At 35.4% G+C, this 24,361-nt stretch carries 25 protein-coding genes; 11 read left to right on the top strand and 14 right to left on the bottom strand.

All coding sequences use genetic code 11. The features are described from left to right. The first annotated feature begins 18 nt into the window (after positions 1 to 18). A complete protein-coding gene (locus COO03_RS19640) occupies positions 19 to 1,107 on the top strand; it encodes an aromatic acid exporter family protein (RefSeq protein WP_097898774.1) in 1,089 nt (362 codons plus the stop codon). A gap of 13 nt (positions 1,108 to 1,120) precedes the next feature. Here COO03_RS19640 and COO03_RS19635 read toward each other — a convergent pair whose 3' ends face one another. From COO03_RS19635 to COO03_RS19620, 4 genes are all read right to left on the bottom strand, one after another. After that, positions 1,121 to 2,881: an ABC transporter ATP-binding protein gene (locus COO03_RS19635; RefSeq protein WP_097898773.1), complete on the bottom strand. Its 1,761-nt coding sequence runs from the start codon at positions 2,879 to 2,881 to the stop codon at positions 1,121 to 1,123. Positions 2,882 to 2,935: 54 nt separating this feature from the next. Next, positions 2,936 to 3,466 carry a nucleoside tri-diphosphate phosphatase gene (gene ntdP, locus COO03_RS19630; protein ID WP_097898772.1) on the bottom strand — a complete coding sequence of 177 codons (531 nt, stop codon included), beginning with the start codon at positions 3,464 to 3,466 and terminating at the stop codon, positions 2,936 to 2,938. A 733-nt stretch (positions 3,467 to 4,199) separates the two neighbouring features. Continuing rightward, the gene (locus COO03_RS19625; RefSeq protein ID WP_097898771.1) at positions 4,200 to 4,454 is read right to left on the bottom strand and encodes a YgaB family protein; all 255 of its coding nucleotides are present in this window, start codon (positions 4,452 to 4,454) and stop codon (positions 4,200 to 4,202) included. Positions 4,455 to 4,686: 232 nt separating this feature from the next. Then, a complete protein-coding gene (locus COO03_RS19620; RefSeq protein ID WP_170958180.1) occupies positions 4,687 to 4,983 on the bottom strand; it encodes a gamma-type small acid-soluble spore protein in 297 nt (98 codons plus the stop codon). 108 nt (positions 4,984 to 5,091) lie between these two features. On the opposite strand from COO03_RS19620, the gene COO03_RS19615 reads away from it, so the two are divergent. Then, positions 5,092 to 5,286 (top strand): hypothetical protein, encoded by a 195-nt coding sequence (locus COO03_RS19615; protein ID WP_141523295.1) that lies wholly within the window; start codon positions 5,092 to 5,094, stop codon positions 5,284 to 5,286. A 267-nt stretch (positions 5,287 to 5,553) separates the two neighbouring features. Here COO03_RS19615 and mutY read toward each other — a convergent pair whose 3' ends face one another. Then, positions 5,554 to 6,651 carry an A/G-specific adenine glycosylase gene (mutY, locus tag COO03_RS19605; protein WP_097898767.1) on the bottom strand — a complete coding sequence of 366 codons (1,098 nt, stop codon included), beginning with the start codon at positions 6,649 to 6,651 and terminating at the stop codon, positions 5,554 to 5,556. A 149-nt stretch (positions 6,652 to 6,800) separates the two neighbouring features. Here mutY and COO03_RS19600 point away from each other — a divergent pair, with 149 nt between their 5' ends. After that, positions 6,801 to 7,781 (top strand): metal-dependent hydrolase, encoded by a 981-nt coding sequence (locus COO03_RS19600; protein ID WP_097898766.1) that lies wholly within the window; start codon positions 6,801 to 6,803, stop codon positions 7,779 to 7,781. 28 nt (positions 7,782 to 7,809) lie between these two features. Here the strand turns inward: COO03_RS19600 and COO03_RS19595 are convergent, their stop codons facing one another. Then, positions 7,810 to 8,076 carry a YfhJ family protein gene (locus COO03_RS19595; RefSeq protein WP_097898765.1) on the bottom strand — a complete coding sequence of 89 codons (267 nt, stop codon included), beginning with the start codon at positions 8,074 to 8,076 and terminating at the stop codon, positions 7,810 to 7,812. A 210-nt stretch (positions 8,077 to 8,286) separates the two neighbouring features. Here COO03_RS19595 and COO03_RS19590 point away from each other — a divergent pair, with 210 nt between their 5' ends. Both COO03_RS19590 and COO03_RS19585 read left to right on the top strand, forming a co-directional pair. Continuing rightward, a complete protein-coding gene (locus tag COO03_RS19590) occupies positions 8,287 to 8,445 on the top strand; it encodes a small, acid-soluble spore protein K (RefSeq protein WP_002113845.1) in 159 nt (52 codons plus the stop codon). 37 nt (positions 8,446 to 8,482) lie between these two features. Next, complete coding sequence (locus tag COO03_RS19585) at positions 8,483 to 8,635, top strand: YpzG family protein (protein ID WP_097898764.1); 153 nt, start codon at positions 8,483 to 8,485, stop codon at positions 8,633 to 8,635. A 64-nt stretch (positions 8,636 to 8,699) separates the two neighbouring features. Here COO03_RS19585 and COO03_RS19580 read toward each other — a convergent pair whose 3' ends face one another. Beyond that, the gene (locus COO03_RS19580) at positions 8,700 to 9,017 is read right to left on the bottom strand and encodes a YfhH family protein (protein WP_097898787.1); all 318 of its coding nucleotides are present in this window, start codon (positions 9,015 to 9,017) and stop codon (positions 8,700 to 8,702) included. Between the two features lie 9 nt (positions 9,018 to 9,026). After that, the gene (gene recX / locus COO03_RS19575; protein WP_097898763.1) at positions 9,027 to 9,839 is read right to left on the bottom strand and encodes a recombination regulator RecX; all 813 of its coding nucleotides are present in this window, start codon (positions 9,837 to 9,839) and stop codon (positions 9,027 to 9,029) included. Positions 9,840 to 9,921: 82 nt separating this feature from the next. Here recX and COO03_RS19570 point away from each other — a divergent pair, with 82 nt between their 5' ends. From COO03_RS19570 to COO03_RS19555, 4 genes are all read left to right on the top strand, one after another. Continuing rightward, entirely contained in the window at positions 9,922 to 10,830 is a 909-nt protein-coding gene (locus COO03_RS19570; protein WP_097898762.1) for a TIGR01777 family oxidoreductase, read from the top strand. Between the two features lie 208 nt (positions 10,831 to 11,038). Beyond that, positions 11,039 to 12,160: an amidohydrolase gene (locus COO03_RS19565; RefSeq protein WP_097898761.1), complete on the top strand. Its 1,122-nt coding sequence runs from the start codon at positions 11,039 to 11,041 to the stop codon at positions 12,158 to 12,160. Positions 12,161 to 12,409: 249 nt separating this feature from the next. Next, positions 12,410 to 12,967: a GNAT family N-acetyltransferase gene (locus tag COO03_RS19560; protein ID WP_097898760.1), complete on the top strand. Its 558-nt coding sequence runs from the start codon at positions 12,410 to 12,412 to the stop codon at positions 12,965 to 12,967. A 124-nt stretch (positions 12,968 to 13,091) separates the two neighbouring features. Beyond that, a complete protein-coding gene (locus tag COO03_RS19555; RefSeq protein ID WP_097898759.1) occupies positions 13,092 to 13,211 on the top strand; it encodes a YfhE family protein in 120 nt (39 codons plus the stop codon). A gap of 362 nt (positions 13,212 to 13,573) precedes the next feature. Here COO03_RS19555 and COO03_RS19550 read toward each other — a convergent pair whose 3' ends face one another. The 6 genes from COO03_RS19550 to nagE all read right to left on the bottom strand — a co-directional run bounded on the left by COO03_RS19550 (position 13,574) and on the right by nagE (position 22,655). Next, the gene (locus COO03_RS19550; RefSeq protein ID WP_097898758.1) at positions 13,574 to 14,740 is read right to left on the bottom strand and encodes a diglucosyl diacylglycerol synthase; all 1,167 of its coding nucleotides are present in this window, start codon (positions 14,738 to 14,740) and stop codon (positions 13,574 to 13,576) included. Between the two features lie 415 nt (positions 14,741 to 15,155). Then, on the bottom strand, positions 15,156 to 15,887 hold the full coding sequence (gene pflA / locus COO03_RS19545; RefSeq protein ID WP_097898757.1) for a pyruvate formate-lyase-activating protein: 732 nt from the start codon (positions 15,885 to 15,887) through the stop codon (positions 15,156 to 15,158). 68 nt (positions 15,888 to 15,955) lie between these two features. Beyond that, on the bottom strand, positions 15,956 to 18,205 hold the full coding sequence (pflB, locus tag COO03_RS19540; protein ID WP_097898756.1) for a formate C-acetyltransferase: 2,250 nt from the start codon (positions 18,203 to 18,205) through the stop codon (positions 15,956 to 15,958). Between the two features lie 393 nt (positions 18,206 to 18,598). After that, entirely contained in the window at positions 18,599 to 19,414 is an 816-nt protein-coding gene (locus COO03_RS19535) for a sugar ABC transporter ATP-binding protein (RefSeq protein ID WP_097898755.1), read from the bottom strand. Positions 19,415 to 19,672: 258 nt separating this feature from the next. Next, positions 19,673 to 20,896 (bottom strand): serine hydrolase domain-containing protein, encoded by a 1,224-nt coding sequence (locus COO03_RS19530; RefSeq protein ID WP_141523239.1) that lies wholly within the window; start codon positions 20,894 to 20,896, stop codon positions 19,673 to 19,675. Positions 20,897 to 21,161: 265 nt separating this feature from the next. Then, complete coding sequence (gene nagE, locus COO03_RS19525) at positions 21,162 to 22,655, bottom strand: N-acetylglucosamine-specific PTS transporter subunit IIBC (protein ID WP_097898754.1); 1,494 nt, start codon at positions 22,653 to 22,655, stop codon at positions 21,162 to 21,164. A 321-nt stretch (positions 22,656 to 22,976) separates the two neighbouring features. Here nagE and glsA point away from each other — a divergent pair, with 321 nt between their 5' ends. Both glsA and COO03_RS19515 read left to right on the top strand, forming a co-directional pair. Further along, positions 22,977 to 23,906, top strand: coding sequence for a glutaminase A (gene glsA / locus COO03_RS19520; RefSeq protein ID WP_097898753.1), 930 nt, complete (start codon positions 22,977 to 22,979; stop codon positions 23,904 to 23,906). A gap of 111 nt (positions 23,907 to 24,017) precedes the next feature. Next, a complete protein-coding gene (locus tag COO03_RS19515) occupies positions 24,018 to 24,359 on the top strand; it encodes a DUF3969 family protein (RefSeq protein ID WP_097898752.1) in 342 nt (113 codons plus the stop codon). Positions 24,360 to 24,361: the final 2 nt, after the last annotated feature.

Here is a 24,361-nt window from a genome sequence, read left to right as displayed (position 1 = left end):
AAGGATATTAATAAGGGTATGAAACTTGGTGCTCGCATTTTAAAAACGGGTATTGCCATTACATTAGCTTTATTTGCTTCTACCTTGCTCCACCTGCCAAGTCCAGTATTTGCGGGGATTTCAGCAATTTTCGCTGTTCAACCATCTGTATACCGCTCATATTTGACAGCACTTGAGCAAATTCAAGCAAACGTAATTGGTGCGGTATTCGCTATCGTATTTGCTTTTGCTTTTGGAAATAATCCTTTTATTATTGGATTAACTTGTATATTAGTTATTGCTATCACACTACAATTGCGTTTAGAAAACACAATATCAATTGCTTTAGTAACGGTCATCGCTATTATGGAATATCAAGGAGCAAATTTCTTTGATTTCGCACTACTCCGCTTTGCAACTATTATGACTGGGATTATTGCTGCTTCACTTGTGAACTTAGTATTTATGCCGCCAAAATACGAAACCAAACTGTATCATCGCATCGTTGATGATACGGAAGAAATTGTGAAGTGGATTCGTATGAATAGCAGGCAAGCTTCTGATTTTACAACGTTAAAAACAGATATTGATCGTATGAAAGAAAAAATGATTAAACTCAATCATTACTATTTGCTTTATAAAGAAGAAAGAAGTTATACAAAAAAAATACAATTCGCCAAAATTCGTAAGCTTGTTTTATTCAGACAAATGTTAGCGACAACAAGTCGCGCTCTAAGTACATTAAAGTCACTACATCGAACTGAAAACGAATTACGGTATATGCCTGAATCATTTCAAGAATCCATTCAAAACGAGCTTGATTCATTAACGCACTACCATGAACAAGTTTTATTAAAATTTATTGGTAAAGCGAAAAAACAACAATCCGTTGAAATGCTTGATGAAGTTGAAACAGGTAAGCAGGAACTAATTGATATCTTTATGGATTATCAGGATAAAGATGATGAAGAGTCCTACGAAATATGGTTACATCTCTTTCCACTTATTTCTTCCATCATTAATTATAGTGAGGAAGTTGAGCATTTAGATTTACTTGTGGATAGTTTTTACACATACCACAAACCAGAAGACGAACTACAAATTGATGAAAAAAAAGAAGATGAATAAAAAACAACCCCTTTTACGCTAAAGGGGTTGTTTCTGCTACATGCTGAATTTGATACAAATTATAATACAATCCTCGTTTTTTCATTAACTGCTCATGAGAACCTTTTTCCTTTATTTCACCATTTTCGATATAAATAATTGTATCGACATGTGTAATAGTTGCCAATCTATGAGCAATAATAATTGTTGTTCGATCAGCCGCCAATGTTTGAAGAGCCTCTTGAATATATCTTTCGTTCTCCAAATCTAAAGCTGATGTTGCCTCGTCTAATATAAGCAACGATGGATTTTTTAGAAATACCCGGGCAATCGCGATACGTTGTCTCTGCCCACCAGACAACTTCACCCCTCGTTCTCCAACAATCGTATCATAACCATCTGGCAAACCGACAATGAAGTTATGAATCTGTGCAGCTTTTGCAGCAGTGACCACTTCTTCTTCCGTAGCTTCCGGATTTCCATATAAAATATTAGCTTGAATCGTATCGCTAAATAATAAATTATCCTGCAACACAATACCGATATGACTACGTAAATTTCTCATATCATACTCTCTTACATTTACACCATCTACATAAACGGCACCGCCAGAAATATCATAAAAACGTGGAATTAAACTAGCAAGGGATGACTTTCCGCCTCCACTTGCTCCAACAAGCGCAACTTTTTCTCCTGGGCGAATGGTAAACGAAAGATTATGCAATACATCTGTTTCATTGACATTATAACGAAATGAAACTTCATCAAATACTATTTCACCGTTTAACTTTTTGACCTGTATTGCGCTAGGTTCATTCACAATATCATATTTTTCATCTAATAACTCAAAAACACGATCCATAGACGCAAAAGATTGTGTTAGTGTCGTAGAAGAATTCACGAGGCGCCGAAGCGGACTATATAAGCTATCCATATACCCCACAAAAGCAACCATAGTTCCGAGTGTCAATGAACCTTGAATCACCTCATATGCTGCAAATGCAATAACAAGTAATGGTCCTAAATCCGTTAACGTATTCACTGCTGAGAATGTCTTTGCCGTCCAACTTGTATGTGTCAACGCTTTCGTCAGAAACTCATTATTTCTTTTTTTAAACTGCCCTTTTTCATATTCCTCTAATGCAAAACTGCGTGTTACTTGCATCCCTTGAATACGCTCATACAAATACCCTTGCATCGTTGCTAAAGCTTGCGAACGCTCTCTCGTCAATTTACGAAGACGTCCAAAAAAATATTTAACTGCCACTGCATAGATTGGTAAAATCAGCAATGCAACAAGCGTTAATTTTATATTCATAGAAAGCATAACTACAATCGCAATAAAAATCGTAGCTGTATCGAGCCAAACATTCATTAGTCCCGTAATAACAAAATCCTTCGTCTGTTCTACATCATGAATTACACGTGAAATAATTTCACCTGTTTTTGTGTTTGAATAATATCGTAAACTTAACTTTTGCAGATGGTCAAAAATATGTTTACGCAAATCATAAAGTATTGTATTACTAATACGCTGTGCAAAATATTGACGATAATATTCAACTGGTGGTCTTATTACTGCAAAAATAAAAAAAGTAATTCCAACTGCCGTTATTAACCCCGATGTTTTTTCCTGAAGAGATCCTCCTCCTTGAATCACATCATCAATAATATACTTTAATAACCATGGCATAATAAGTGGAATTCCGAACTTAACGAGTCCAATAATAATTGTGATGACAATAAGCCAACGATATGGTTTCACAAATTGTAAATATCGTTTGATTCCCTGCATGTAATTCCCCCCTCAATAGGACAAACCTGCCGGGAAATCCCCTGCAGGTTTGCTTTAATCTCTATACATTAAATATCGCTCATACCACATATCTACAAAGTCCGGTGCGAATGGCCCTTTTCTTTGATGAATCCACTGCGTTAAATACTCTACATTTCTTTTTAGAATCGTATCAATTACAGGAGGATACTTCATAATTTGGCTATGCTTCTCATACTCATCTTCATCTAAAAGAGTATATGTCATATCTGGATATACTTTAATATCCAAATCATAATCAATATACTTTAACGCTTCTGAATCGTATGCAAATGGAGAGCTTAAATTACAATAGTAGTATACTCCATCTTCCCTTAACATACCGATTACGTTAAACCAATAGTTTGCATGGAAATAACAAATCGCAGGTTCACGAGTAACCCATGTCCGGCCATCTGATTCTGTAACTACTGTCCGATCATTAGCACCGATTACAAGACTTTGTGTCCCTTTTAAAATTGTAGTCTCTTCCCACATTCTATGAATGGAGCCATTATGTTTATAACTATGTATTTGTACTTTTTCTCCTTCTTTGGGAAATCCCATACATACTCCCTTCTTTCACTGCAAATGCTCTTCTAAAATTGGCACAACTAGTATTGAACTGCATTCACTTTTTTTCTATTATAACTTTTTTGTCAAAATTTTAAAACTAAACTGATGGCATCCAGTTTTCGTAGCACCAGCAAAGGCTCTTCTCATTCCTATAAATTTGGTTCATCACCAAAAGACGGGGGTAACATATAGGTAATGTACACTTCACTCCGAGTGGACGCTTTCCGCGGGCGAGAGCGAGCCTCCTCGGCAAGCCTGCGGGGTCTCACTTTCCCCGCTATTCCCGCAGGAGTCGCCACTCTCCGTTCCGTGTATGAAAAATGATTCTTTTTCAAAAAATCAACCCCATGTTACGGTGATGAACCATAAATTTAAATTTCAACTATATATATCCATTTTGTTTTTCTAACATATAAGTCACGGCTATGAAGAACAAAAGGTGATCGCTACTTATTTTCTCTCTTTGTTTTCACTTGGCATGGGCAGGAAAAGGATCTGACCGCTTCTATGCATAGCCGGATGCTCTCTTCCACCTAAAAGAAAGGTTGTATGTTGATTTTTCAATTTGGACTTATATAGCGACTTTTTCTTCCCCACCTAACTTTTTTACTTTTGCTAGCAGCTAAGCGGAGAATATCACTAAACAATGTATGATGAGAAAAAACCCTTCTTCAATCATGAAGGAGGGGCATTTCTAACTAAATCATCCAAATACATCCCATCTTTAGTTAGAAGTAATTTTTTCTGTTTCAAAAGAATGAATCACTTCATTTGTTTGTTGCTCAAATTTTTCATGTAACAACTTTAATGCCAATTCTGTTTTATATATTTCTTGCCGAATAAAATACAATTCTTTTTTATCACACTTTTCTTGTTCACTCATTTCAAGCTGCTGGTATTTCTCCAAATGTGCTTGCAGTTTCAACAATTCATCCATTGTTTGTAACTGCTCCCCTACCAACTTATCAAATGAATTCATTACTTGCCCCCTTTATACCTTCCACTCATTAATACAAGATACATCTTCTACTAAATATTTTCTAATCTTTCACTTCTTTCTCCTTTGACTACATTTGTTGACTTATTAGAAGTTATGTCGGTATCTACAGTAAAATTACAAATGCTATCCTGCTGAGTTATTTCTCTTAGAAGACAATAATTCTCCATACAAAGAAAACACTTCTCTTGAACCGAGAAGTGTTTTTCTTTCGTTACTGATTTGTGCTAGAAGATTGTGATTTTTTTGCTGCTGATTGTGCGTTTTGCTTTTTCACAGCTTGTACATCTGTTTCAGTAGCAAACTCTGTACCATAGCTAGCATTTGCACTTTGAGCAGCACTAGAAGCTTGCGCTTTCTTTGCTTCTGATTGTGCGTTTGCTTGTTTTACTGCTTGTGCATTTGTTTCAGTTGCGAACTCTGTACCATAGCTAGCATTTGTGCTTTGAATGCTAGCGCCAGAAGTTGCTTTGTTGTATCCTTGTTGTTTGTTCATTTTTCTCACCTCCACAACCAATAATGTAACCAATCCTTCCAAAAGCTATCCGTAATTTCATTTTTTAATTCACGCATATATTTTTCATTGCTTATTCAAACTACATACGATGGAGGTGTGAACATGTACGCCGGACGTGATATGACAGAACTATCTATGATTTCGAAAGAAGAATGGAAACAAGATGAATTAGCTTATTTTCATCATTCCTTGCAGCAAATCATGCCTTATTTAAATGTAGAAGGCCAAACTATTTACAAAGAAATTATTAAAGAAATTGAGTCACGAGGTGGTTTACAAAAAAACGAAGCTATATAAATGCCAATTAAAAAACCGACATAAAAGCCCTTCTTTTAGGTGGAAGAGAGCATCTATTCATGCATAGAAGCGGTCAGGGCCTTTTTCTGCCACATGCCATGTTTAAAACAAAGGGAGTAAGTGAGTGCAGGTCATGTTGTATTCTGCATAGCAGCAACTTAGATGTCGAAAAATCAAAATGGATTTATATAGTCGGGTTCATGGCACAAGAGTTTCGTCCGATTAAAAAAACGTGTTCCTGAGCTTGGGAACACGTTCTCTCATCAATTATTTAACAGAGATTTTTTCAACACATTCTTCATAAATCGTACGATGCGATTTAGAAAAAGGTAATTTCTCAAATTCTTCTTTAGATACAACTTTTAATGTATCTGTTTCTTTAATAGCACTTGTTACTTTTCCATAAAATACAAATATATCCCATGTACGGTGCGTGAATGTATGTTGGACGTTCAGCGCGTATTCATCAACTGAAACAGAAAGAGAAAACTCCTCTTTCATATAATCAGTAAGCTGTTGTTTATGACTCCGAATCCCTTCACTTATTTCAACATTTGGGAATTCCCACATGTTTGCAAGTAATCCTGTACTCGGTCTTTTGTTAATTACATAATTCCCATCCGCTGTTTGAAGCACCCCTGCAACAAGCGGCACCATTTTAGGAGCTTTTGCCTTACTTTTAACTGGTAATTCTTTTTGCACACCTTCTGCATGTCCACGGCAATGCTCACGAACAGGACAAAGTAAACAAGCTGGATTTTTAGGAATACAAATCAGTGCACCTAATTCCATTAGCCCTTGATTAAAGTAGGATGGATTTTCTTTTGAAATGATTTCACGTACAATATCTTCAAATATTTTTCGTGTCTTCGGTTTCGCAATATCATCCCAAACTGATAAAATGCGAGATAAAACTCGCATAACATTTCCATCAACAGCTGGTTCAGGTATTCCATATGCAATACTTAAAATCGCACCTTTTGTATATGGACCAACACCTTTTAATTTTTCAATTTTTTTCACATCACTAGGTACTTTCCCGCCGTATACTTCTTTTACTTCTTTTACTGCTGCATGTAAATTCCGTGCTCTAGAATAATAACCGAGGCCTTCCCATGCTTTTAATACCTCTTCATCCTCTGCCGCTGCCAATGCGTCTAACGTTGGGAACTTTCCCATAAAATTTGCGTAATATGGTTTTACAGCTTCTACTCGTGTTTGCTGCAACATAATCTCAGAAACCCAAACACGATACGGATCTTTATTTTTACGCCATGGTAAATCGCGTTGCTCTTTTTCAAACCAACTAATTAAATCATTTTGAAATTGCTCTATGTTAAATTCATTTAATATTTCAAGTGTCAAACCGGGTCCCCCTCATTTTTTGCATATACGTACTATTATAAAGATTTTAGGAAAAAATTTAAGTAAGATGATGTAGGAAATAGAAGGCAAATGACTTGAGGTATCGAATAAAAAGAGTTACATTAATAAAAAAACGGAGGTGTGTTTTTATGGACACAGCCACTCACCTTGTTATGGGCGTCACATTAGGTAGTTTAGCAACATTAGATCCAGCCATATCTCAAAGTGATTTTGGACCACAAGCAGTTATGCTTGCAACGATTGCTGGCTCCAATATTCCTGATATAGATACTGTCTTGAAGTTGCGAAATAACGCAAAATATATACGAAATCATCGCGGGATTACCCATTCCATTCCTGCAGTTATTCTTTGGTCATTCCTTATAAGTGGAATTTCCTTTGCCTTCTTTTCAGAAGCTCCTTATCTTCACCTGCTACTCTGGTCATTTATTGCCGTCTTTCTTCATGTATTTGTTGATATTTTTAACGCTTATGGTACACAAGCATTGCGGCCTTTTACAAAAAAATGGGTGGCACTTGGCGTAATTAATACATTTGATGCTATCATTTTCTTTATCCATATACTCGCTATCGCCTGTATGCTTGTTGGCTCCGATAAAGGATATACTGCTTTAGCCGCATATATATTAATGTTTGTCTACTATGTCGGTCGATTTGTAATGAGACAAAATGTCAAAAGTGTAGTGTACAAACGATTTGAAGATGTAGAGGAAGTCATTATTTCTCCTTCCTATCGCTTTTATCACTATCATTTGGCTATTGTAACAAAAAAACACTATTATGTTGCTCGTTGGCACCGCGGCCATATTATGGTACATGATAAATTTGATCGTATTCCACTCCCAGATAATAAAATTATCCGGGCTGCACAAAAAGATGAAAACATTTCTGCTTTTTTATCTTTTTCACCCGTATACCGTTGGGATATTTTTGATTACGACAACTATTATGAAGTGCGCTTTATCGATTTACGCTACCGTAGTAAAGATTATTATCCATTCGTCGCAATCGTTCAACTAGATCAAAATTTAAATATCATTAATTCTTATACAGGCTGGATTTTCAGTGAAGAAAAACTTCGAAAAAAATTGGAATTGCTTCCACATTAAGAAAAGCGACCCCCTTTGGTCGCTTTTCTTAATGTTTTAAATGATCTTCTTGATTAATTAAATGGCTATATTTAGGATTATTTGTACGAATTTCATGAAGACGTTCACCATGATTATGAATCCACTTTCTTACTACCTGCTCAGTCATTTCTTCTCCTTGATAACGACCAGATTTTGCATATGTTACTTGAAAATCCTCCCATAATAATTCAACCCATGCGCGAGCCTGAGCATAAGAAAGAAAGTTGTTTTTTGCTAATAATTCTTTTGTTAATGTTTCATAAATATCATTCATGTTATATTCTCCTTTTATTCATTTCTGGTGCATCACCAAAAGACGGGGGTNNTGTATGAAAAATGATTCTTTTTCAAAAAATCAACCCCATGTTACGGTGATGAACCTCATTTCTTCCTTTAATTTCTAAAGGATATTTTCTTCTATTTTGCACATTCTATAATTGATACTTCTTAACAAGTATCAATTTATAATGAGGGGGCGTTCTTCTTGGGTAGACAAGCCGAATTTTGGTCTGAATCAAAAAACAACAGCAAAATCGAAGGTCAACCGAAAGCAAAGTCTCGCTTTGCTTCAAAGAGACCTAACGGCACAATTAACACGCACCCGCAGGAACGTATGCGTGCTGCAAATCAGCAGGAAGAATAGTCAAAAATAATATAACTTCCTACACGAGGTGATAAAGATGAGCTACCGTGATCATTTAGATAGTCGTTCTGAATTATTTAACCCTACGTGGGCACGTCCAAAACATGCGAAAGCACAAGTAAATGGACAAACGCAACAAACCCAGTCTCTCATTATATTGGCGAACGAAATGCGAAAACGCCAAATTTAAAATCTCCTATCTCCTTTAACGCCTACCAAAGATGAAAACCAGAGAGATATTTACTCTCTGGTTTTTATTTTTCTTGTAACAGTGAAATTGGAATTCCAATTTCCTCACTATCATTTTGTTTATGTCCCCAAGCAAATACCCCGTTGAAATACGTAATTGTAAATAATACACCTGGTTCTTCAATCAGTTCATATGTTTCACCAATTTGAAATTTATTAATATCTGTCATATAAGCACGTGCCATTGCCATTTTTCTCATTAATACATCAAATTCATTTACAATACCAAGCTGCTCCGCCTTCACAGCCTGCTCTTTTAAAATACCAACTTCTTCTCTTAGCTCATGCGGTGTCATTTCACTATAGCGTTTTGGCATATTCATCATATTTCCTCATCCCTCTTCACGTTTCATTTGTAAAAACGTCTCTATTTCATCAATAGAAAATCCTTTTCGATATAGCGCTTGCTTTATCTTATTTTCATATGTCCATCCATCATGCTTTTTATACTTTTCATGGTATTTATTCCCATGATATAACAATGCCTCCAGCTGCTGTGAGTCATCCTTTTCATCTTTCAACTCTTCAAGACAAATTTGAATTACATCTCGAAAATACCCTTTACGCACAAGCATTTCTTCTAATTTTTGTTTCATTTGTAAAAAAGAATGCTTTTGATAAGACTTTTTCTTTTTCTCTACAAGCGCAAAAGCATTTTCAATTTGCTTTTCTTTCGGATACTCTTGTAAACTATGAGTAATTATTACATCTTGAACCCCTTTACCAAGAAGTTCACGCCTAATCACAGTTGGTCCCTTTTGATTTACGTTACTATGAGTTCGCACGTATGAAATTGCATACTCTTTATCATTAATATGGCGATCATGTAATAATTTCGAAACAACTTCAGAGATGATGGCCTGTCCAATTTCTTTTTTTCGTAAATACTCTTCAACTTCCTGTTTTGTCCTCATTTGATAAGATAAATAGGAGATTGCTTGCAAATATGCTTTTTGCACTTCTTCATTGTACAAAATATTAGCTAACTCTACTTCATCAATTTCTAAGCCTTTTTGCAATCCGTGCTTAATTAAAACAATCTGATTTACACTAAACCCGTATTCTTCACCTTGTCCCTTATCAATATAAATATTAAATCGTTCTTTCGTTCGTTTTTGTACTTCTATTTTTGTAATGACAGCCATATTCTTCACCCCGCTACTATCTTAACATAGTTACGGAGCAAATTTGCTTTCCATGAATAGATATAATGAGGAGGAAATTTTTTTGAAAATCGCGATTTCTGGAGGTACTGGTTTTATTGGTAAACAACTAGCTCAATTTTTAAACTTAAAAGGACATACAATTTACATTCTTACCCGGCAAACGATAGAAAATTCTCCTGATTCCAACATTCAATACTTGCAATGGACTGCTAATTCACATACGTTTCCTCTCTCCTCTGTTGACGTTGTTATCAATTTAGCAGGAGAATCTATTAATAATGGACGCTGGACACAAAAACAAAAAGAGAACATCCTAAAAAGTCGTCTTCATACGACAAAAGGTCTCATTAGACAATTACAGTCATTACAAACGAAACCCCATACTTTTATTAACGCTAGCGCTATTGGGTATTATGGCACATCCATCGAAAAGACTTTTACTGAACAAGATACAGAACATGGAGATGATTTTCTAGCAAATACAGTACATTTATGGGAAAAAGAAGCCTCTCATGCTATTTCTCTCGGCATTCGAACTATCTATGCACGATTTGGAGTTGTTTTAGACGCAGAAGGAGGTGCTCTTCCTAAGATGTTACTTCCTTATCAATTATATATTGGTGGTACAATCGGTTCCGGTAAACAGTGGTTATCCTGGATTCATTTACATGACGCTATTCGTATGATTGATTTCGCAATACAAACAAAAGAAATAGAAGGTCCTCTTAACATTACAGCTCCAGAACCTATAACGATGAAAGAATTCGGAAAAACACTTTCAAATGTCATCAGGCGTCCGCATTGGCTTCCTACTCCAGCATTTGTACTACATACTTTACTCGGGGAGATGAGTATACTCATCTTACAAGGCCAATATGTATTACCCCATAAAGCGCTCGATTATGGATATAAACACTCATTTCCAACATTAAGCCATGCATTACAAAATATACTATCGCATACAATGTAATACTTCTAAAATAAATTGCAACAGTCATCAGGAGCGGTTCTTCATTCCTACTGATTTCAGCCCTATCCATTCAGAATTTCACGCACTTATTCCTTATCTAAACTTTGAAACGAGGGGGATATTATCATCCTTTAATATGGGATCAATCTTTCAAATTGTTTTTATTTTGCTCCCCAAAACAATATAAGACAATGGAAATGAGGTACCTATGAAAATACTGCTCAAACAAGCAATTGTATACCCTATTACATCTCCAAAGTTTCAAGGGGATGTATTAGTTGCAGGAGACAAAATCACTGAGGTAAAACCACATATTGAGTCAACTCAAGATATGACCATTATTGATGCGAGGGCTCTTCATCTGTTACCTGGATTTATCGATGTTCATACTCATCTTGGTCTATACGATGAAGGAACCGGTTGGGCTGGAAATGATGCCAATGAAACATCTGAAGTATTAACACCACATATCCGCTCTTTAGACGGCATACACCCCTTTGATATAGCTTTTCAAGATGCAGTCCAAAGTGGCATTACAACCGTTCACGTTATGCCTGGAAGTCAAAATATTATTGGCGGTACGACATGCGTGATAAAAACAGCCGGAACTTGTATCGATCATATGATCATTCAAGAACCCGCTGGTTTGAAAATTGCCTTTGGAGAAAATCCAAAACGCATTCATAGTAATGGCACAAAGGAATCCATTACTCGCATGGGTATTATGGGCTTACTTCGCGAATCTTTCTATGAAGCACAACACTATGGAAACGATGCAGACTTTCGAATGCTTCCCATTTTAAAAGCATTACGCCGAGAAATTCCTGTACGTATCCATGCGCATCGTGCAGATGATATTAGTTCCGCTCTTCGCTTTGCACAAGAATTCAATCTTGATTTACGTATTGAACATTGTACAGAAGGACACTTCATTGTTAATGAACTAAGTAAGCACAATTTAAAAATTTCTGTTGGTCCGACCCTCACACGCCGCTCAAAAATCGAACTGAAAAATAAGTCTTGGGACACTTACCATATCCTATCAAAAAAAGGAATAGAAGTTTCCATCACAACAGACCATCCCTATACGCCAATTCAATATTTAAATGTCTGTGCAGCCCTCGCTGTTCGAGAAGGATTAGACGAGAAAATCGCCTTGGAAGGAATTACTATTTTACCTGCTCGCAACTTACGTTTAGAAAATAGAATTGGGAGTATTGAAATTGGAAAAGACGCCGATCTTGTTTTATGGACTCACCATCCATTCCATTATTTAGCCAAACCTGTATTCACTATGATTAACGGAAAAATAATTTACAAAAAAAAATAAAAAACTAGTTTATTTTTTTGATTAGATAAAGTATTATACGATTATAAACTGAATGAAACCATAATCAATTTGTGTCGTGATTATTCATTTCAAATTGATGAATGGGGAAGGCAAATGGTGCGCCACCAGCGTTATAGACTGGTTCTAGTGGGTTCGATTCCCACCCCGAAATTTTTTAAAGATTGATATAAAAATTTCGAGGGTGGGGTGTTTTTTCGTCATGCTACCCTCGTGTGAGGAGGAGTTAGTATGTTAAAAAAACGCGACTTACACGACAGCCACGTTCTATACGATTTAATGGTGGATCCTGCTGTCTTCCCTTTTGTGCGTCAAAAGGCTTATTCATATGAAGAATTTTTATTTTTAACAAAGCAAACAATCGAAGCTGAAGAACGCGGTGAATTGATTTCACGTACAATTTTAGATGAATGGGGAAACCCTATCGGTACGATTACTTTATTTGATGTGCAAGAAAAAGCTGGATTTCTTGGTACATGGCTTGGTAAACCTTATCATGGTCAAGGATATAATAAATTAGCAAAAGATGCTTTTTTCAGCGAACTTTTCTATGAATTAGATATTGAAACAATCTTTATGCGCATTCGTAAAGTTAATATTCGTTCTATTAAAGCAGCCGAAAAGCTTCAATATGTAAACCTAGCCAACGAAACAAGAAAGGCTGTTTACGATCAAATTAATGCACACGAAGAAGTATATAATTTATATGAAATTTCGAAAGACCAATATACACTTGCTACAATGCGCGACAATACATTCCAAGATACACATCATTTAAAAGAAGCTTAAAATGAAGCTTTAATCAGTCCTCACCAATCGGACTTTTACAAGCAGTAATACTAGTTTATTATGTATATCACCTCCTACCATTGGAAACGATAGATAGTGACTTTATGATACGAGGTGAATGGTAATGGATAAAAAGAAACGTGAAAAATTGAGAAATACATTATCTGGTACACAAGAAGTTCTCTATCAAAGAGAATTTAAAAAAGCAGACCGTGCAGCTGGTTATCGTCCAAAAGGCGTATAATGATATGAAAAGATCCCTTCTCAAGGAGGGATCTTTTTCTGTGGAAAACTTTATCCACAAAATTAATAGAATTGTGTATAAATTCAACCATTATTGAGGATAATCCTGTATTTAATCACATATAGAGTTTTTTGTTTGTGGATATTTTTTCTAAAAATTGTGGATTGTGTGGATATCATTGTTAATATTCTGATTTTACCCTCTATTGAAAGCGGATTCTCTTGTGGATAAAATGCGGGATTTTCAACTATTATCACCTACTCTCTCCTACTGAAAAGATAGAAAATTTATTATCAATATAAAGTGAAACTTTAATAAAATAACAAAAAACCCTCCTTCAAAGCAGAAAAGAGGGTTTCATCTTACGTAAAAGATTGGGCAAGAACTGTTGATTTAATTGGCATATGACTAGGTTGTACATGATTTTCTTCTAAAATGATATCCACAATGTGACAGGCTGGTTCTGGACGATAAATACTTTTCATTGCTTCTTTCATTTGTAAAAGTTTCATGTCATCCTGTAATAGAGCTTCCGTTTTCACAAAAATTTCAGCATCTTCACGAATTACAATCGCCGCTCCTTTTTTTTCAAAATACAGTGCATTTTCATTTTCTTGTCCTGGTACAGGTTTGTATAAAATGACAGGTACTTGTAAAGCTGCCGCTTCACTTAATGTGATGCCTCCCGGCTTGGTAATCATACAAGAAGTAACACGGAATAACTCATCAATATTTTCTACATAACCAAATACTTTTAGCGCCTCAGGATTCTGCTCCTGTAGTCCTAACAATTCCTGTTTTAAAGTATCATTTTTTCCGCAGACAACAGCTACTTGCAGGTTAGGAACTGACATAAATGATTGGCATAATTCCTTTACATTTCCTAATACACCGTGGGCTCCCGCTACAATAAGTAAAATCTTTTTCTCTCGAGATAACTGATATTTATTATATATGATTTCCGGATTCATAGTTAACTCGAAATTGCTACGAATTGGAATCCCTGTTTCTACAATTTGTTCTGAAGGCACACCGATTTCAACCATTACTTTTTTCACATGATCTGTTGCGACAAAATAACGATCTACTTCACGATGAATCCATATTTTATGCAAACAGAAATCTGTTAGCACATTATACACAGGAATTGAAAAACCCGTTTGTTTTTTCAATTCTGGTACGGCAATAATCGGAAATGTATTAATAACAATATCTGGTTTTTCCGCATGCAAGAGTGCTTTTAAACGTTTTCTTCCAAAGTTTGCGTACCACGATGCGATCTTCTTATCATAAATTTTTTCTACACCGTAATAAAACAAACGATATAACTCTTTACCTATTGTATAACTTTTTAAATATAAATATTTTGTAATATCCGTTATAACCGGATGCGACTCTCCAAATAGATCACACACGATCACATCTTCGATTCCTTTTTGACGAAATGTTTGTTCTAATGTTTTTGCTACTTGCACATGGCCGTTCCCGTAATGTGCAGTTAATATTAAAACCTTGGGGTTTTTTATCAAACAAATCCACTCCTAGCTTTTTCGCTTCTCCATATTGCATATACGACAATAGGAAAAACATTTTCCTTAAAAAAATTACATATTTGGATTCCAACACTTTCATGTTAGCTATGTACCTGTCGTGGATATGCAAAGCATATAAGATTGACCCCTTAATCCTATCTGTGCTCATATCTTTACATTATACTTTCCTATAAGAGCTTTCGCAATAACTTACCAGTATTCTATATTCCATAATACTCATCCTAATACTTCTTAATTCTTTTTACTATTTAAATTTCCCTTTACAATTATGCAAATTTATTCGCTTATTTCTTTACAAAAATATGGATATTCTACTTTTAGTATACTCTTTTCTTTGCATATACTCTAGGTTTTATTAGAGTAAAACAAAAAGTCTAATCCAATAGTTGGATTAGACTGCTTGTAAAATACGCTTTGCATTTTGAACATTTTTTTCTGTCGGAGGCTCTACTCCCTCAAGTGGATACTTATGTCCAAGTGCTTCCCACTTATATACACCAAGTTTATGATATGGTAAGACTTCTACTTTCTTTACATTAGATAGACTTTGAATAAAGCTAGATAGTCGCTGTAAATCCTCTTCATTGTCAGTAACACCAGGAACTAATACGTGTCTTACCCATATAGGTTTCTTTTTATCCGATAAATAACGAGCGAATTGTAAAATATGTTCGTTCGGTTTACCAGTTAATTTACGATGCTTTTTGGAGTCAATATGTTTTAAATCTAATAAAACTAGATCTGTGTAGTCCATTAAAATATCTAATTTCCTTTGAAATTCTGGCTCTTCAGAATAACATCCTCCAGAAGAATCGATTGTTGTATGAATTCCCGCTTCTTTACACTTTTTAAATAACTCGATTAAAAAGTCTAACTGTAGTAACGGCTCTCCACCACTCACTGTAATGCCGCCTCCTGAAGCCTCAATAAAGGGAAGGTAACATGTAACATCCTGCATCACTTCTTCAACTGTTATTTCTTTTCCTTTACCAATCTCCCATGTATCAGCATTATGACAATATTGACAACGTAATAAACACCCCTGTGTAAATATGACATAACGAATTCCTGGGCCATCAACAGTACCACAAGACTCTACAGAATGAATTCTTCCTTTTACCATGTTACTTCCTCCTTTATTGAAACAGCTTCCCCCTGCTTCTTATTAACAACAGGGGGAAACCTTTTTACTTACATGCTTTCATGCATTGTACGGTTAATTACATCAATTTGTTGCTCACGAGTTAATTTAATAAAGTTAACAGCGTAACCAGATACACGAATTGTTAATTGTGGATATTTTTCAGGATGTTCCATTGCATCCATTAATGTTTCACGGTTAAATACGTTAATATTTAAGTGATGTCCTTCTTTTACTGCATATCCATCAAGCATAGATACTAAGTTGCGAACTTGTACATCATCTTCTTTACCAAGTGCTTTTGGAATAATTGAGAATGTATTAGAAATACCATCTTGTGCATCTTCATATGGTAATTTCGCAACAGATAATAATGATGCTAGTGCCCCTTTTGTATCACGGCCATGCATTGGGTTTGCACCTGGTGCAAATGGTTCTCCAGTACGACGACCATCTGGAGTATTACCAGTTTTCTTACCGTATACAACGTTAGATGTAATTGTTAAGATTGACATTGTATGAACAGAATTACGGTATGTTTTATGTTTACGAAGTTTATTCATAAATGTTTTTACAAGATTGACTGCAATTTCATCTACACGATCATCATTGTTACCGTATTTAGGGAAATCCCCTTCAATTTCAAAGTCAACTGCGATACCATTTTCATCACGGATTGGTTTTACTTTCGCATATTTAATTGCACTTAAAGAGTCAGCTACTACAGATAATCCAGCAATACCTGTTGCCATTGTACGAAGAACCTCTGTATCATGAAGTGCCATTTCAATGCGTTCATAGCTATATTTATCATGCATATAATGGATAACATTTAATGTGTTTAAATATAAACCTGCTAACCATTCCATTGTCACATCAAATTTACGCATTACTTCTTCATAATCTAACACTTCAGAAGTAATCGGTGCATATTCAGGTCCAATTTGTTCTTTTGATTTTTCATCTTTGCCACCATTAATTGCATATAATAGTGTCTTAGCTAAGTTTGCACGAGCTCCGAAGAACTGCATTTGCTTACCAATTCTCATTGCAGATACACAACAAGCAATACCGTAATCATCACCGTACTCTGGGCGCATAATGTCATCATTTTCATATTGAATTGCAGATGTTTTAATAGACATTTTTGCACAGTAGTTTTTAAAGCCCTGTGGTAATTGTTTAGACCAAAGAACTGTTAAGTTTGGTTCTGGAGCTGGTCCTAAGTTGTCTAATGTATGCAAGAAACGGAATGAGTTTTTCGTTACTAATGGACGACCATCAAGTGCAATACCACCGATAGATTCTGTTACCCAAGTTGGGTCACCAGAGAATAATTCATTATAATCAGGTGTTCTTGCAAATTTCACAAGGCGTAATTTCATAATGAAGTGATCAACAATTTCTTGTGCTTCTTCTTCTGTTAATGTACCGTTTACTAAATCTCTTTCGATAAAGATATCTAAGAAAGTAGACGTACGGCCAAGACTCATTGCTGCACCATTTTGTTCTTTAATTGCTGCAAGATAAGCAAAATATAACCATTGGAATGCTTCTTGTGCATTTGTTGCTGGCTTAGAAATATCAAAACCGTGAGAAGCTGCCATTTGTTTTAATTCTTGAAGGGCACGAATTTGCTCAGATAATTCTTCGCGTAAACGCATTGTATCTTCGCTCATTACACCGCCAGTTAAATTCAAATCTTCTTTTTTCGCTTTAATTAAACGATCGATACCGTATAATGCAACGCGGCGATAGTCACCAATAATACGACCACGTCCATATGCATCTGGAAGACCTGTAATAACGCCTGATTTACGAGCTGCTCTCATTTCAGGAGTATAAGCATCGAATACACCTTGGTTATGCGTTTTACGCCAGTCTCTGAAAATACGGCTTAATTCTTTGTCCATTTCATATCCATAAGATTCACAAGCTTGCTCTGCCATACGAATACCACCGTATGGTTGTAATGAACGCTTAAATGGCTTGTCAGTTTGGAAACCAACTACTTTTTCAATATCTTTATTTAAATACCCTGGGTCATGTGATGTAATAGAAGAAACAATTTTCGTATCCATGTCAAGGACTCCGCCATTGTCACGTTCTTGTTTCGTTAAATCCATTACTTGATCCCAAAGTTGTTTCGTCGCTTCTGTTGCTCCAGCTAAGAAGGATTCATCACCTTCGTATACGTTTACATTATTTAAAATGAAGTCGCGGACATCAATCTCTGCTTTCCACTTTTCACCTTTAAATGTTTCCCATGCATTCTTTACATTTTCTAATACTTCAGTCATCCTAATCTCCTCCATTTTTGATTAGTACAGGACTAAGATTTTTTATATAACAGCTTACACATTTAGAATACTACTTTTTTTGAAAAGTGGACGAAATAGTTGTGACACATTTGTGAAATATTGAGCAAACTAATATAGACATAGTGTTAATTACACTTAAAACTCTTTTAAATTCACTCTTTCCTTAATTGTATTTTTTTGGTATCCTTATAAGCGAATCCTATTCTGTAGTATAAGAGTCACACCCATTGTAAACTGTAATACCCTTACCTCCTATTCTGTTACATTATTTTGGTAACAGAATAGACAGAAGTGTACCTGTTTGGTACACTTCTACTCTTCCTCTTTATACAAGATCATGCAGATAACACAAAATAGCATTTGACATGTTTTTTAATTTTTAAAATTTATAATTGCAGCTACAGCATAATATACCTTTGGGTGTAATTCCGCTTGTTCCGCTACAGATACTGTAACAAGTGATCCCCCACTTGCAGAGAAATATTGAACCGCTTCTAATGGGATCCCGTCCTCTTTCACATCAATATAAGTTCCATCTCTCCAATTTCCCTCCTGCAATGTCGCGGATAAATCTCCTGTAATTTTTCCAATTTCCTCCCCGTTTGCTGATAAAAAACACCATTTCCATTTCGTTAAACTTAACAATTGATTCAATTCACCAATTTTTTCTCCTGTTACGTTATAAAATGAATATGAATTCCTTACGCCTCTTTTCTTCTTGACTACTAGCAACTCTTCTTCAAATTCATTACATAAATAAAACTGTTGCTCATGTATTCCATTGAAGAGGAACGACAGAATACATTTCCACATCTTTTGAATCTGGGAATCATACCTTTCTTTGAGCATCCCTATTGTATTTCCGTCTAATCCAAAATATGTAATCGTCTTGAATATACCTGTTTCCTTGCGAACAACAAATCTCCGCTGCTCCAACAATAGGGATATCCCTTTATCTTGAGTTATCCTTTCTATCCCTTTCGCTCTGCTTCTTTCTATTAAACTATAAATCAGTAACATACATGCCGGTAACACAACACTGATTAGTTTTAGATTATCCTTTTCCAAACTAAAAAGTGTTCCTTTCCAATACTCCACTACAAATCCAATCGCAATAATAACCCATACAATAATAGCTACAAATAATATTCGTCTCGCATTACGTGCATGATGCTTCTGAATGCTCATAACGGCCCCCTTTGTCCATTTTAATTTTTCGACATCTAACTCCCTGCTATGCAGCATAAAAAGTAACCTATACTCGTTTACTCTTTCTGTTTTTACTTCGCATGTGGCAGAAAAAGGCCCTAACCGCTTCTATGCATGGCCAGATACTCTCTCCCACCTAAAAAGAGGGGTTTTATGTCGGTTTTTTAATTGATGTATATATAGATATACTATCCCTCAAATTACCCCTAAAAAAAGACCATCTCAAAAGATAGTCTCTCACACTTCAATATGCTGTAGCATTGTATAAATGTCATTATTAACCTTACCAAATGATTTAATATTGTTTTGAATGTTAGATAGTAAAACAACATATACACTTCCATTTTTACTAAATCCATTTAAGCAATTCCAACCAGGCATTACACCATGATTAGAATAACTTCCTGGATTCACATACCAACCAAATCCATAATCTTTCTTGAAGGCTGTAAACATTTGATCATAGCTCTCTTTTGAAATGAGTTTTCCAGAAAATAGAGCCTCGTTAAATAAATATAAATCATTTGCGCTCGTATATATATCCCCACACCCATAGAGTTGCGACATACTTGGAATAGCAGGCGTTGTCATATTATTATTTACGATTTTATAACCAGTAGAAGGATATTTTGTTTGCTCTAATGCCCTTCCAAAACCTGATTTTTTCATACCAATGGCATCAAAAATGTGCTGTTTAATATATTCTTCTAATGGTTGTCCACTCACTTTCTCAACAATATACGCAAGTATGGAATAGTTAGAATCTGAATACTTCCATTTCTCTCCTGGATTCGCTAAACGTTTTTGTTGTCCAATTCTCTTTAACAATTCCTCATGAGAAATATCGTCCGCTCCAGCTTCATATTCCGGAATTCCTGATGTATGAGTTAGTAGATGCACTAACTTAATTCCATCACCTTGCGGAAAATCTGGAATATATTTCGCTACTGTATCGTCTGTTTGAAGTTTATTTTGATCTTTTAACTGCATAATCGCAGTTGCTACAAACGCCTTTGAAATGGAGCCAATATAAAATGTTGTTTCTGAATTATTCGGTATTTTTTTCTCCTGATTTGCCAATCCATACCCTTTATTCAAAAGTACTTTACCATTTTTCACAACAACCGCGGTTCCACTAAAACCTTTACTCTGTAAATACTGGTCTAACTCAGCATTTTCGTTAATTTCTTGTGGTGGACCTTCAGCAGGTTGTTCTGCTACTTTCGTTTGCTCTGCTTGTTCCTGGTGCTGCTCTGCTTGTTGCTCTGGTTTCTTGTTAACCTCTTCCTTCTTTTTCACTTCTTTTGCTACTTTTAATGTATTCTCTTTTTTATTATGTGACATAATCTTCGTATATCCGAAATACACAAGCGAAAACAACAGAATGAGAATAGCCGTTCTTTTTATGTATACAATTGGTCTACGAGCTTTGTTACCAGTATTATCCTTTTCTTGTTCCATAGTTACTTTTTTCCCCTTATTTATCAATAATTTAATCAAAATATGAAAGATACACTCTACAATCTTTTCCTAACTAATGGAAATTTTGTTTTATACCCTACTTACTGTATCATGCGATGAACCTATTACCAACCAATATGTCCAAAAAAGAAAAAGAAAATTTTCGAATGTAAGATCCCCTGTAAAAAGTTTATTAAAAAAAGAGGATATCCCCTAAAAGATTAAGTTTTATCAATCTTTTTTGGATATCCTCTTATCTAATTATTTATACGTATTTTTTCATATCATCAGCAACTGATTCAACGTTTGTACCTACGATAACCTGTACACTTGTGTTACTTAATTTCATAACACCTTTTGCACCGACACGTTTTAAAGCTGGTTCATTTACTAAGTTCGCATCTTTTACTTGTAGACGTAGACGAGTTGCACAGTTATCAATAACTGTTAAGTTGTCTTTTCCGCCTAATGCTGCTACGTATGCTTCACCAATAGAACCTGCAACTGGTGCTTCACCTTCTTCTTCTATTTCTTCATCATCTTCACGACCTGGAGTTTTTAAGTTGAATTTCTTAATTAAGAAGTAGAATACTACAAAGTAAATTGCTGCATAAATTAAACCAATTCCCGCTAATAATAACGGTTTTGTTGCAATACCTAAGTTTAAGAAGTAATCAATTGCCCCGGCACTAAATGAGAAACCATCATGAATGCCAAGTGTTGTTGTTACAAATAATGAAATACCTGTTAATACAGCATGAATACCATATAATACTGGAGATAAGAACATGAATGAGAATTCAATTGGTTCTGTAATACCAGTTAAGAATGATGTTAATGCAAGACCTGCTAACATCCCTGTAACCATTTTACGTTTTTCAGGTTTAGCAGCTGCAATCATTGCGAAACATGCTGCTGGTAAACCGAACATCATGATTGGGAAGAAACCAGTCATAAACATACCCGCTGTTGGGTCTTGCGCAAAGAAACGAGCAATATCACCATGAACAATATCGCCTGCTGCATTTGTAAAGTCACCTAGTACAAACCAGAAATATGTGTTCATTACATGGTGTAAACCAATTGGAATTAATAGACGGTTTAATAAACCAAATATACCAGCACCAATTGCCCCTAAGTTTACAATACCGTGTGCTACTGCATCGATACCACTTTGAATTGTTGGCCAAATTTGACCGAATACTAATCCTAAAAGAAGCATGACAACAGAAGTAATAATTGGTACAAAACGTTTTCCTGCAAAGAATCCTAACCATTCTGGCAATTTAATTTTATGGAATTTGTTATATAATAATCCGGCAACAACCCCAGCAATAATACCGCCAAGTATAGCCATATTTATCTTCGGCGTTAAAGCCGCTGCTTTTGAAACTTTTGTCATTGTATCTGCTAACTTACTTGGATCAACTGAACCTAGTAGGTCTTGAACACTTTTTAATTTATCATTTAATTCTGCTGTTGAATAGCCAACACTTAAAGTATTCGTTGTATTCTTCATAACTAGATAACCAATCGCACCTGCAAGACCTGCGGCACCACTACCATCAACAGATAAACCGATTGCAACACCAATTGCAAAAATAAGTGCTAAGTTATCAAAAATTGCTGCACCGGCCTGTGCCATAACAGGAATATCGAATACGTCTGGCTGTCCTAAACGAAGCAATAGTCCTGCTGCTGGTAGCACTGCGATTGGAAGCATTAACGCTTTACCAATACGTTGTAAAAACTGCAACATTATAATTCCCCCTATTCAATTTATGAAATCGTTACCATTATAAATATATTTTAGAAAACGCTTTCTATTCCAAATTCATAATAACATATAGTTGTATAGATGTGTAGTTTTTATTTTCGAACTTTTCGTGGATATCTTTTCTATTTCCAAACTGTTATACATAAGGAAAATTCTCCTTACCAATAGCGAATATATTGAAAAAAAGGGAACATAACATATGGAAGTTTCATTTTATCATTCCACTTTTTCATGTTATTATTTATTTCCGGATATACATGGGAACAGTAAACTTAGTGAATTAGAAATAGGAGCGTTGGTACTATGCAGTGTGTTGAAACAAACAACTTACAACAGTTGTTAGAACAAGTGAAACCGTATACAAAAAAGGGGAAACTTGCTACTTATATCCCAGAACTAGGAAATGCAAATCCAGATGATTTAGGAATTGCTATTTATCATAAAGATACAGAATATGTCCATGCTGGTAACTCACAAACCCTTTTTACTCTTCAAAGTATTTCAAAAGTAATTACACTTGCTCTTGCCCTTTTAGATCGTGGCGAAGAATATGTATTCTCTAAAGTTGGAATGGAACCAACTGGTGATCCATTTAATTCAATTATTAAGTTAGAAACTACTAGTCCTTCTAAACCTCTTAATCCAATGATTAACGCTGGTGCGTTAGCTATTACAAGTATGCTTACAGGGAATAGTAATGAAGAAAAAATGGAACGGATTCTTCAATTTGTACGTGAAATAACAGATAACCCTTCCATTAACTATTCTTCAAAGGTTGCGATTTCTGAATTAGAAACAGCTTATTTAAATCGTTCACTTTGCTACTATATGAAACAAAACGGCATCATCGATAGTGATGTTGAGGAACTAATGGATTTATACACACGTCAATGTGCAATCGAAGTAAACTGCATTGATTTGGCACGCATCGGTTTAATTTTTGCAATGGATGGCTATGATCCATATAAGAAAAAGCAAATTATCCCGAAACACATTACGAAAATTTGTAAAACATTTATGGTAACTTGCGGCATGTACAACGAGTCTGGAGAATTTGCGATTCGTGTTGGAATCCCTGCAAAAAGTGGTGTAGCTGGCGGGATTTTCGGGTGCGTAAAAGGAGAAATGGGAATCGGAATTTTCGGACCAGCTCTAGATGCAAACGGAAATAGTATTGCTGGTTTTAAAATATTAGAACTACTATCCGCTCAAGAAGGCTGGAGTATTTTTTAAACAGAAAGTTATCCTGCTCTATTTTAACAGGATAACTTTTTTATTATGCATATTTACGCTCCTCTCGAATAATATAGTACAACCTAGCGCTATACGGTGGAGGTGTTAAAGATGAAACTTATATTCCAAATGGCAAAGCAGCCTGTTCTTGAAAAAACAATCCTTCTTTTTATACTGAGTATTGTAGAAAGCTTGAAGCTAAAAGTTGTTTCGCTCGATGAGGCACATCGATACATATTTAATTTAGAGGTGTTAGAATTATTAATGGACCGGAATATTGATGATCAAGTATTAGAACTCATTCATTCCGGAATGGGCCTTGAGGATATTCTCCATGTACTCCCGGAAGAGCTTGAACAAAGTATTGAGGAATTAAAATGGCGATGCATTCAAGTTTTAGGTGAATATGGTATGTATGAAGAATCACAGCATTTAATTGAGGACATACGTTAAAA

It is taken from the genome of Bacillus sp. AFS098217 (genome assembly GCF_002551815.1).
Classification (GTDB): domain Bacteria; phylum Bacillota; class Bacilli; order Bacillales; family Bacillaceae_G; genus Bacillus_A.
The sequence above is the reverse complement of the archived record's forward strand: the minus strand, read 5'-3'. Positions and strand labels throughout refer to the sequence as shown.

Bases quoted from the DNA above. Each gene is read 5' to 3' on its own strand.
- COO03_RS19640 (WP_097898774.1), top strand. From the start codon at position 19: ATGAAACTTGGTGCTCGCATTTTAAAAACGGGTATTGCCATTACATTA.
- COO03_RS19595 (WP_097898765.1), bottom strand. From the start codon at position 8,076: ATGAATGATATTTATGAAACATTAACAAAAGAATTATTAGCAAAAAAC.
- pflA (WP_097898757.1), bottom strand. From the start codon at position 15,887: ATGGTAAAAGGAAGAATTCATTCTGTAGAGTCTTGTGGTACTGTTGAT.
- COO03_RS19515 (WP_097898752.1), top strand. From the start codon at position 24,018: ATGAAACTTATATTCCAAATGGCAAAGCAGCCTGTTCTTGAAAAAACA.
- COO03_RS19565 (WP_097898761.1), top strand. From the start codon at position 11,039: ATGAAAATACTGCTCAAACAAGCAATTGTATACCCTATTACATCTCCA.
- COO03_RS19560 (WP_097898760.1), top strand. From the start codon at position 12,410: ATGTTAAAAAAACGCGACTTACACGACAGCCACGTTCTATACGATTTA.
- recX (WP_097898763.1), bottom strand. From the start codon at position 9,839: ATGGCTGTCATTACAAAAATAGAAGTACAAAAACGAACGAAAGAACGA.
- pflB (WP_097898756.1), bottom strand. From the start codon at position 18,205: ATGACTGAAGTATTAGAAAATGTAAAGAATGCATGGGAAACATTTAAA.
- glsA (WP_097898753.1), top strand. From the start codon at position 22,977: ATGCAGTGTGTTGAAACAAACAACTTACAACAGTTGTTAGAACAAGTG.
- nagE (WP_097898754.1), bottom strand. From the start codon at position 22,655: ATGTTGCAGTTTTTACAACGTATTGGTAAAGCGTTAATGCTTCCAATC.
- COO03_RS19585 (WP_097898764.1), top strand. From the start codon at position 8,483: ATGAGCTACCGTGATCATTTAGATAGTCGTTCTGAATTATTTAACCCT.
- COO03_RS19580 (WP_097898787.1), bottom strand. From the start codon at position 9,017: ATGAATATGCCAAAACGCTATAGTGAAATGACACCGCATGAGCTAAGA.
- COO03_RS19600 (WP_097898766.1), top strand. From the start codon at position 6,801: ATGGACACAGCCACTCACCTTGTTATGGGCGTCACATTAGGTAGTTTA.
- ntdP (WP_097898772.1), bottom strand. From the start codon at position 3,466: ATGGGATTTCCCAAAGAAGGAGAAAAAGTACAAATACATAGTTATAAA.
- COO03_RS19555 (WP_097898759.1), top strand. From the start codon at position 13,092: ATGGATAAAAAGAAACGTGAAAAATTGAGAAATACATTATCTGGTACA.
- COO03_RS19635 (WP_097898773.1), bottom strand. From the start codon at position 2,881: ATGCAGGGAATCAAACGATATTTACAATTTGTGAAACCATATCGTTGG.
- COO03_RS19615 (WP_141523295.1), top strand. From the start codon at position 5,092: ATGTACGCCGGACGTGATATGACAGAACTATCTATGATTTCGAAAGAA.
- COO03_RS19625 (WP_097898771.1), bottom strand. From the start codon at position 4,454: ATGAATTCATTTGATAAGTTGGTAGGGGAGCAGTTACAAACAATGGAT.
- COO03_RS19530 (WP_141523239.1), bottom strand. From the start codon at position 20,896: ATGGAACAAGAAAAGGATAATACTGGTAACAAAGCTCGTAGACCAATT.
- COO03_RS19535 (WP_097898755.1), bottom strand. From the start codon at position 19,414: ATGAGCATTCAGAAGCATCATGCACGTAATGCGAGACGAATATTATTT.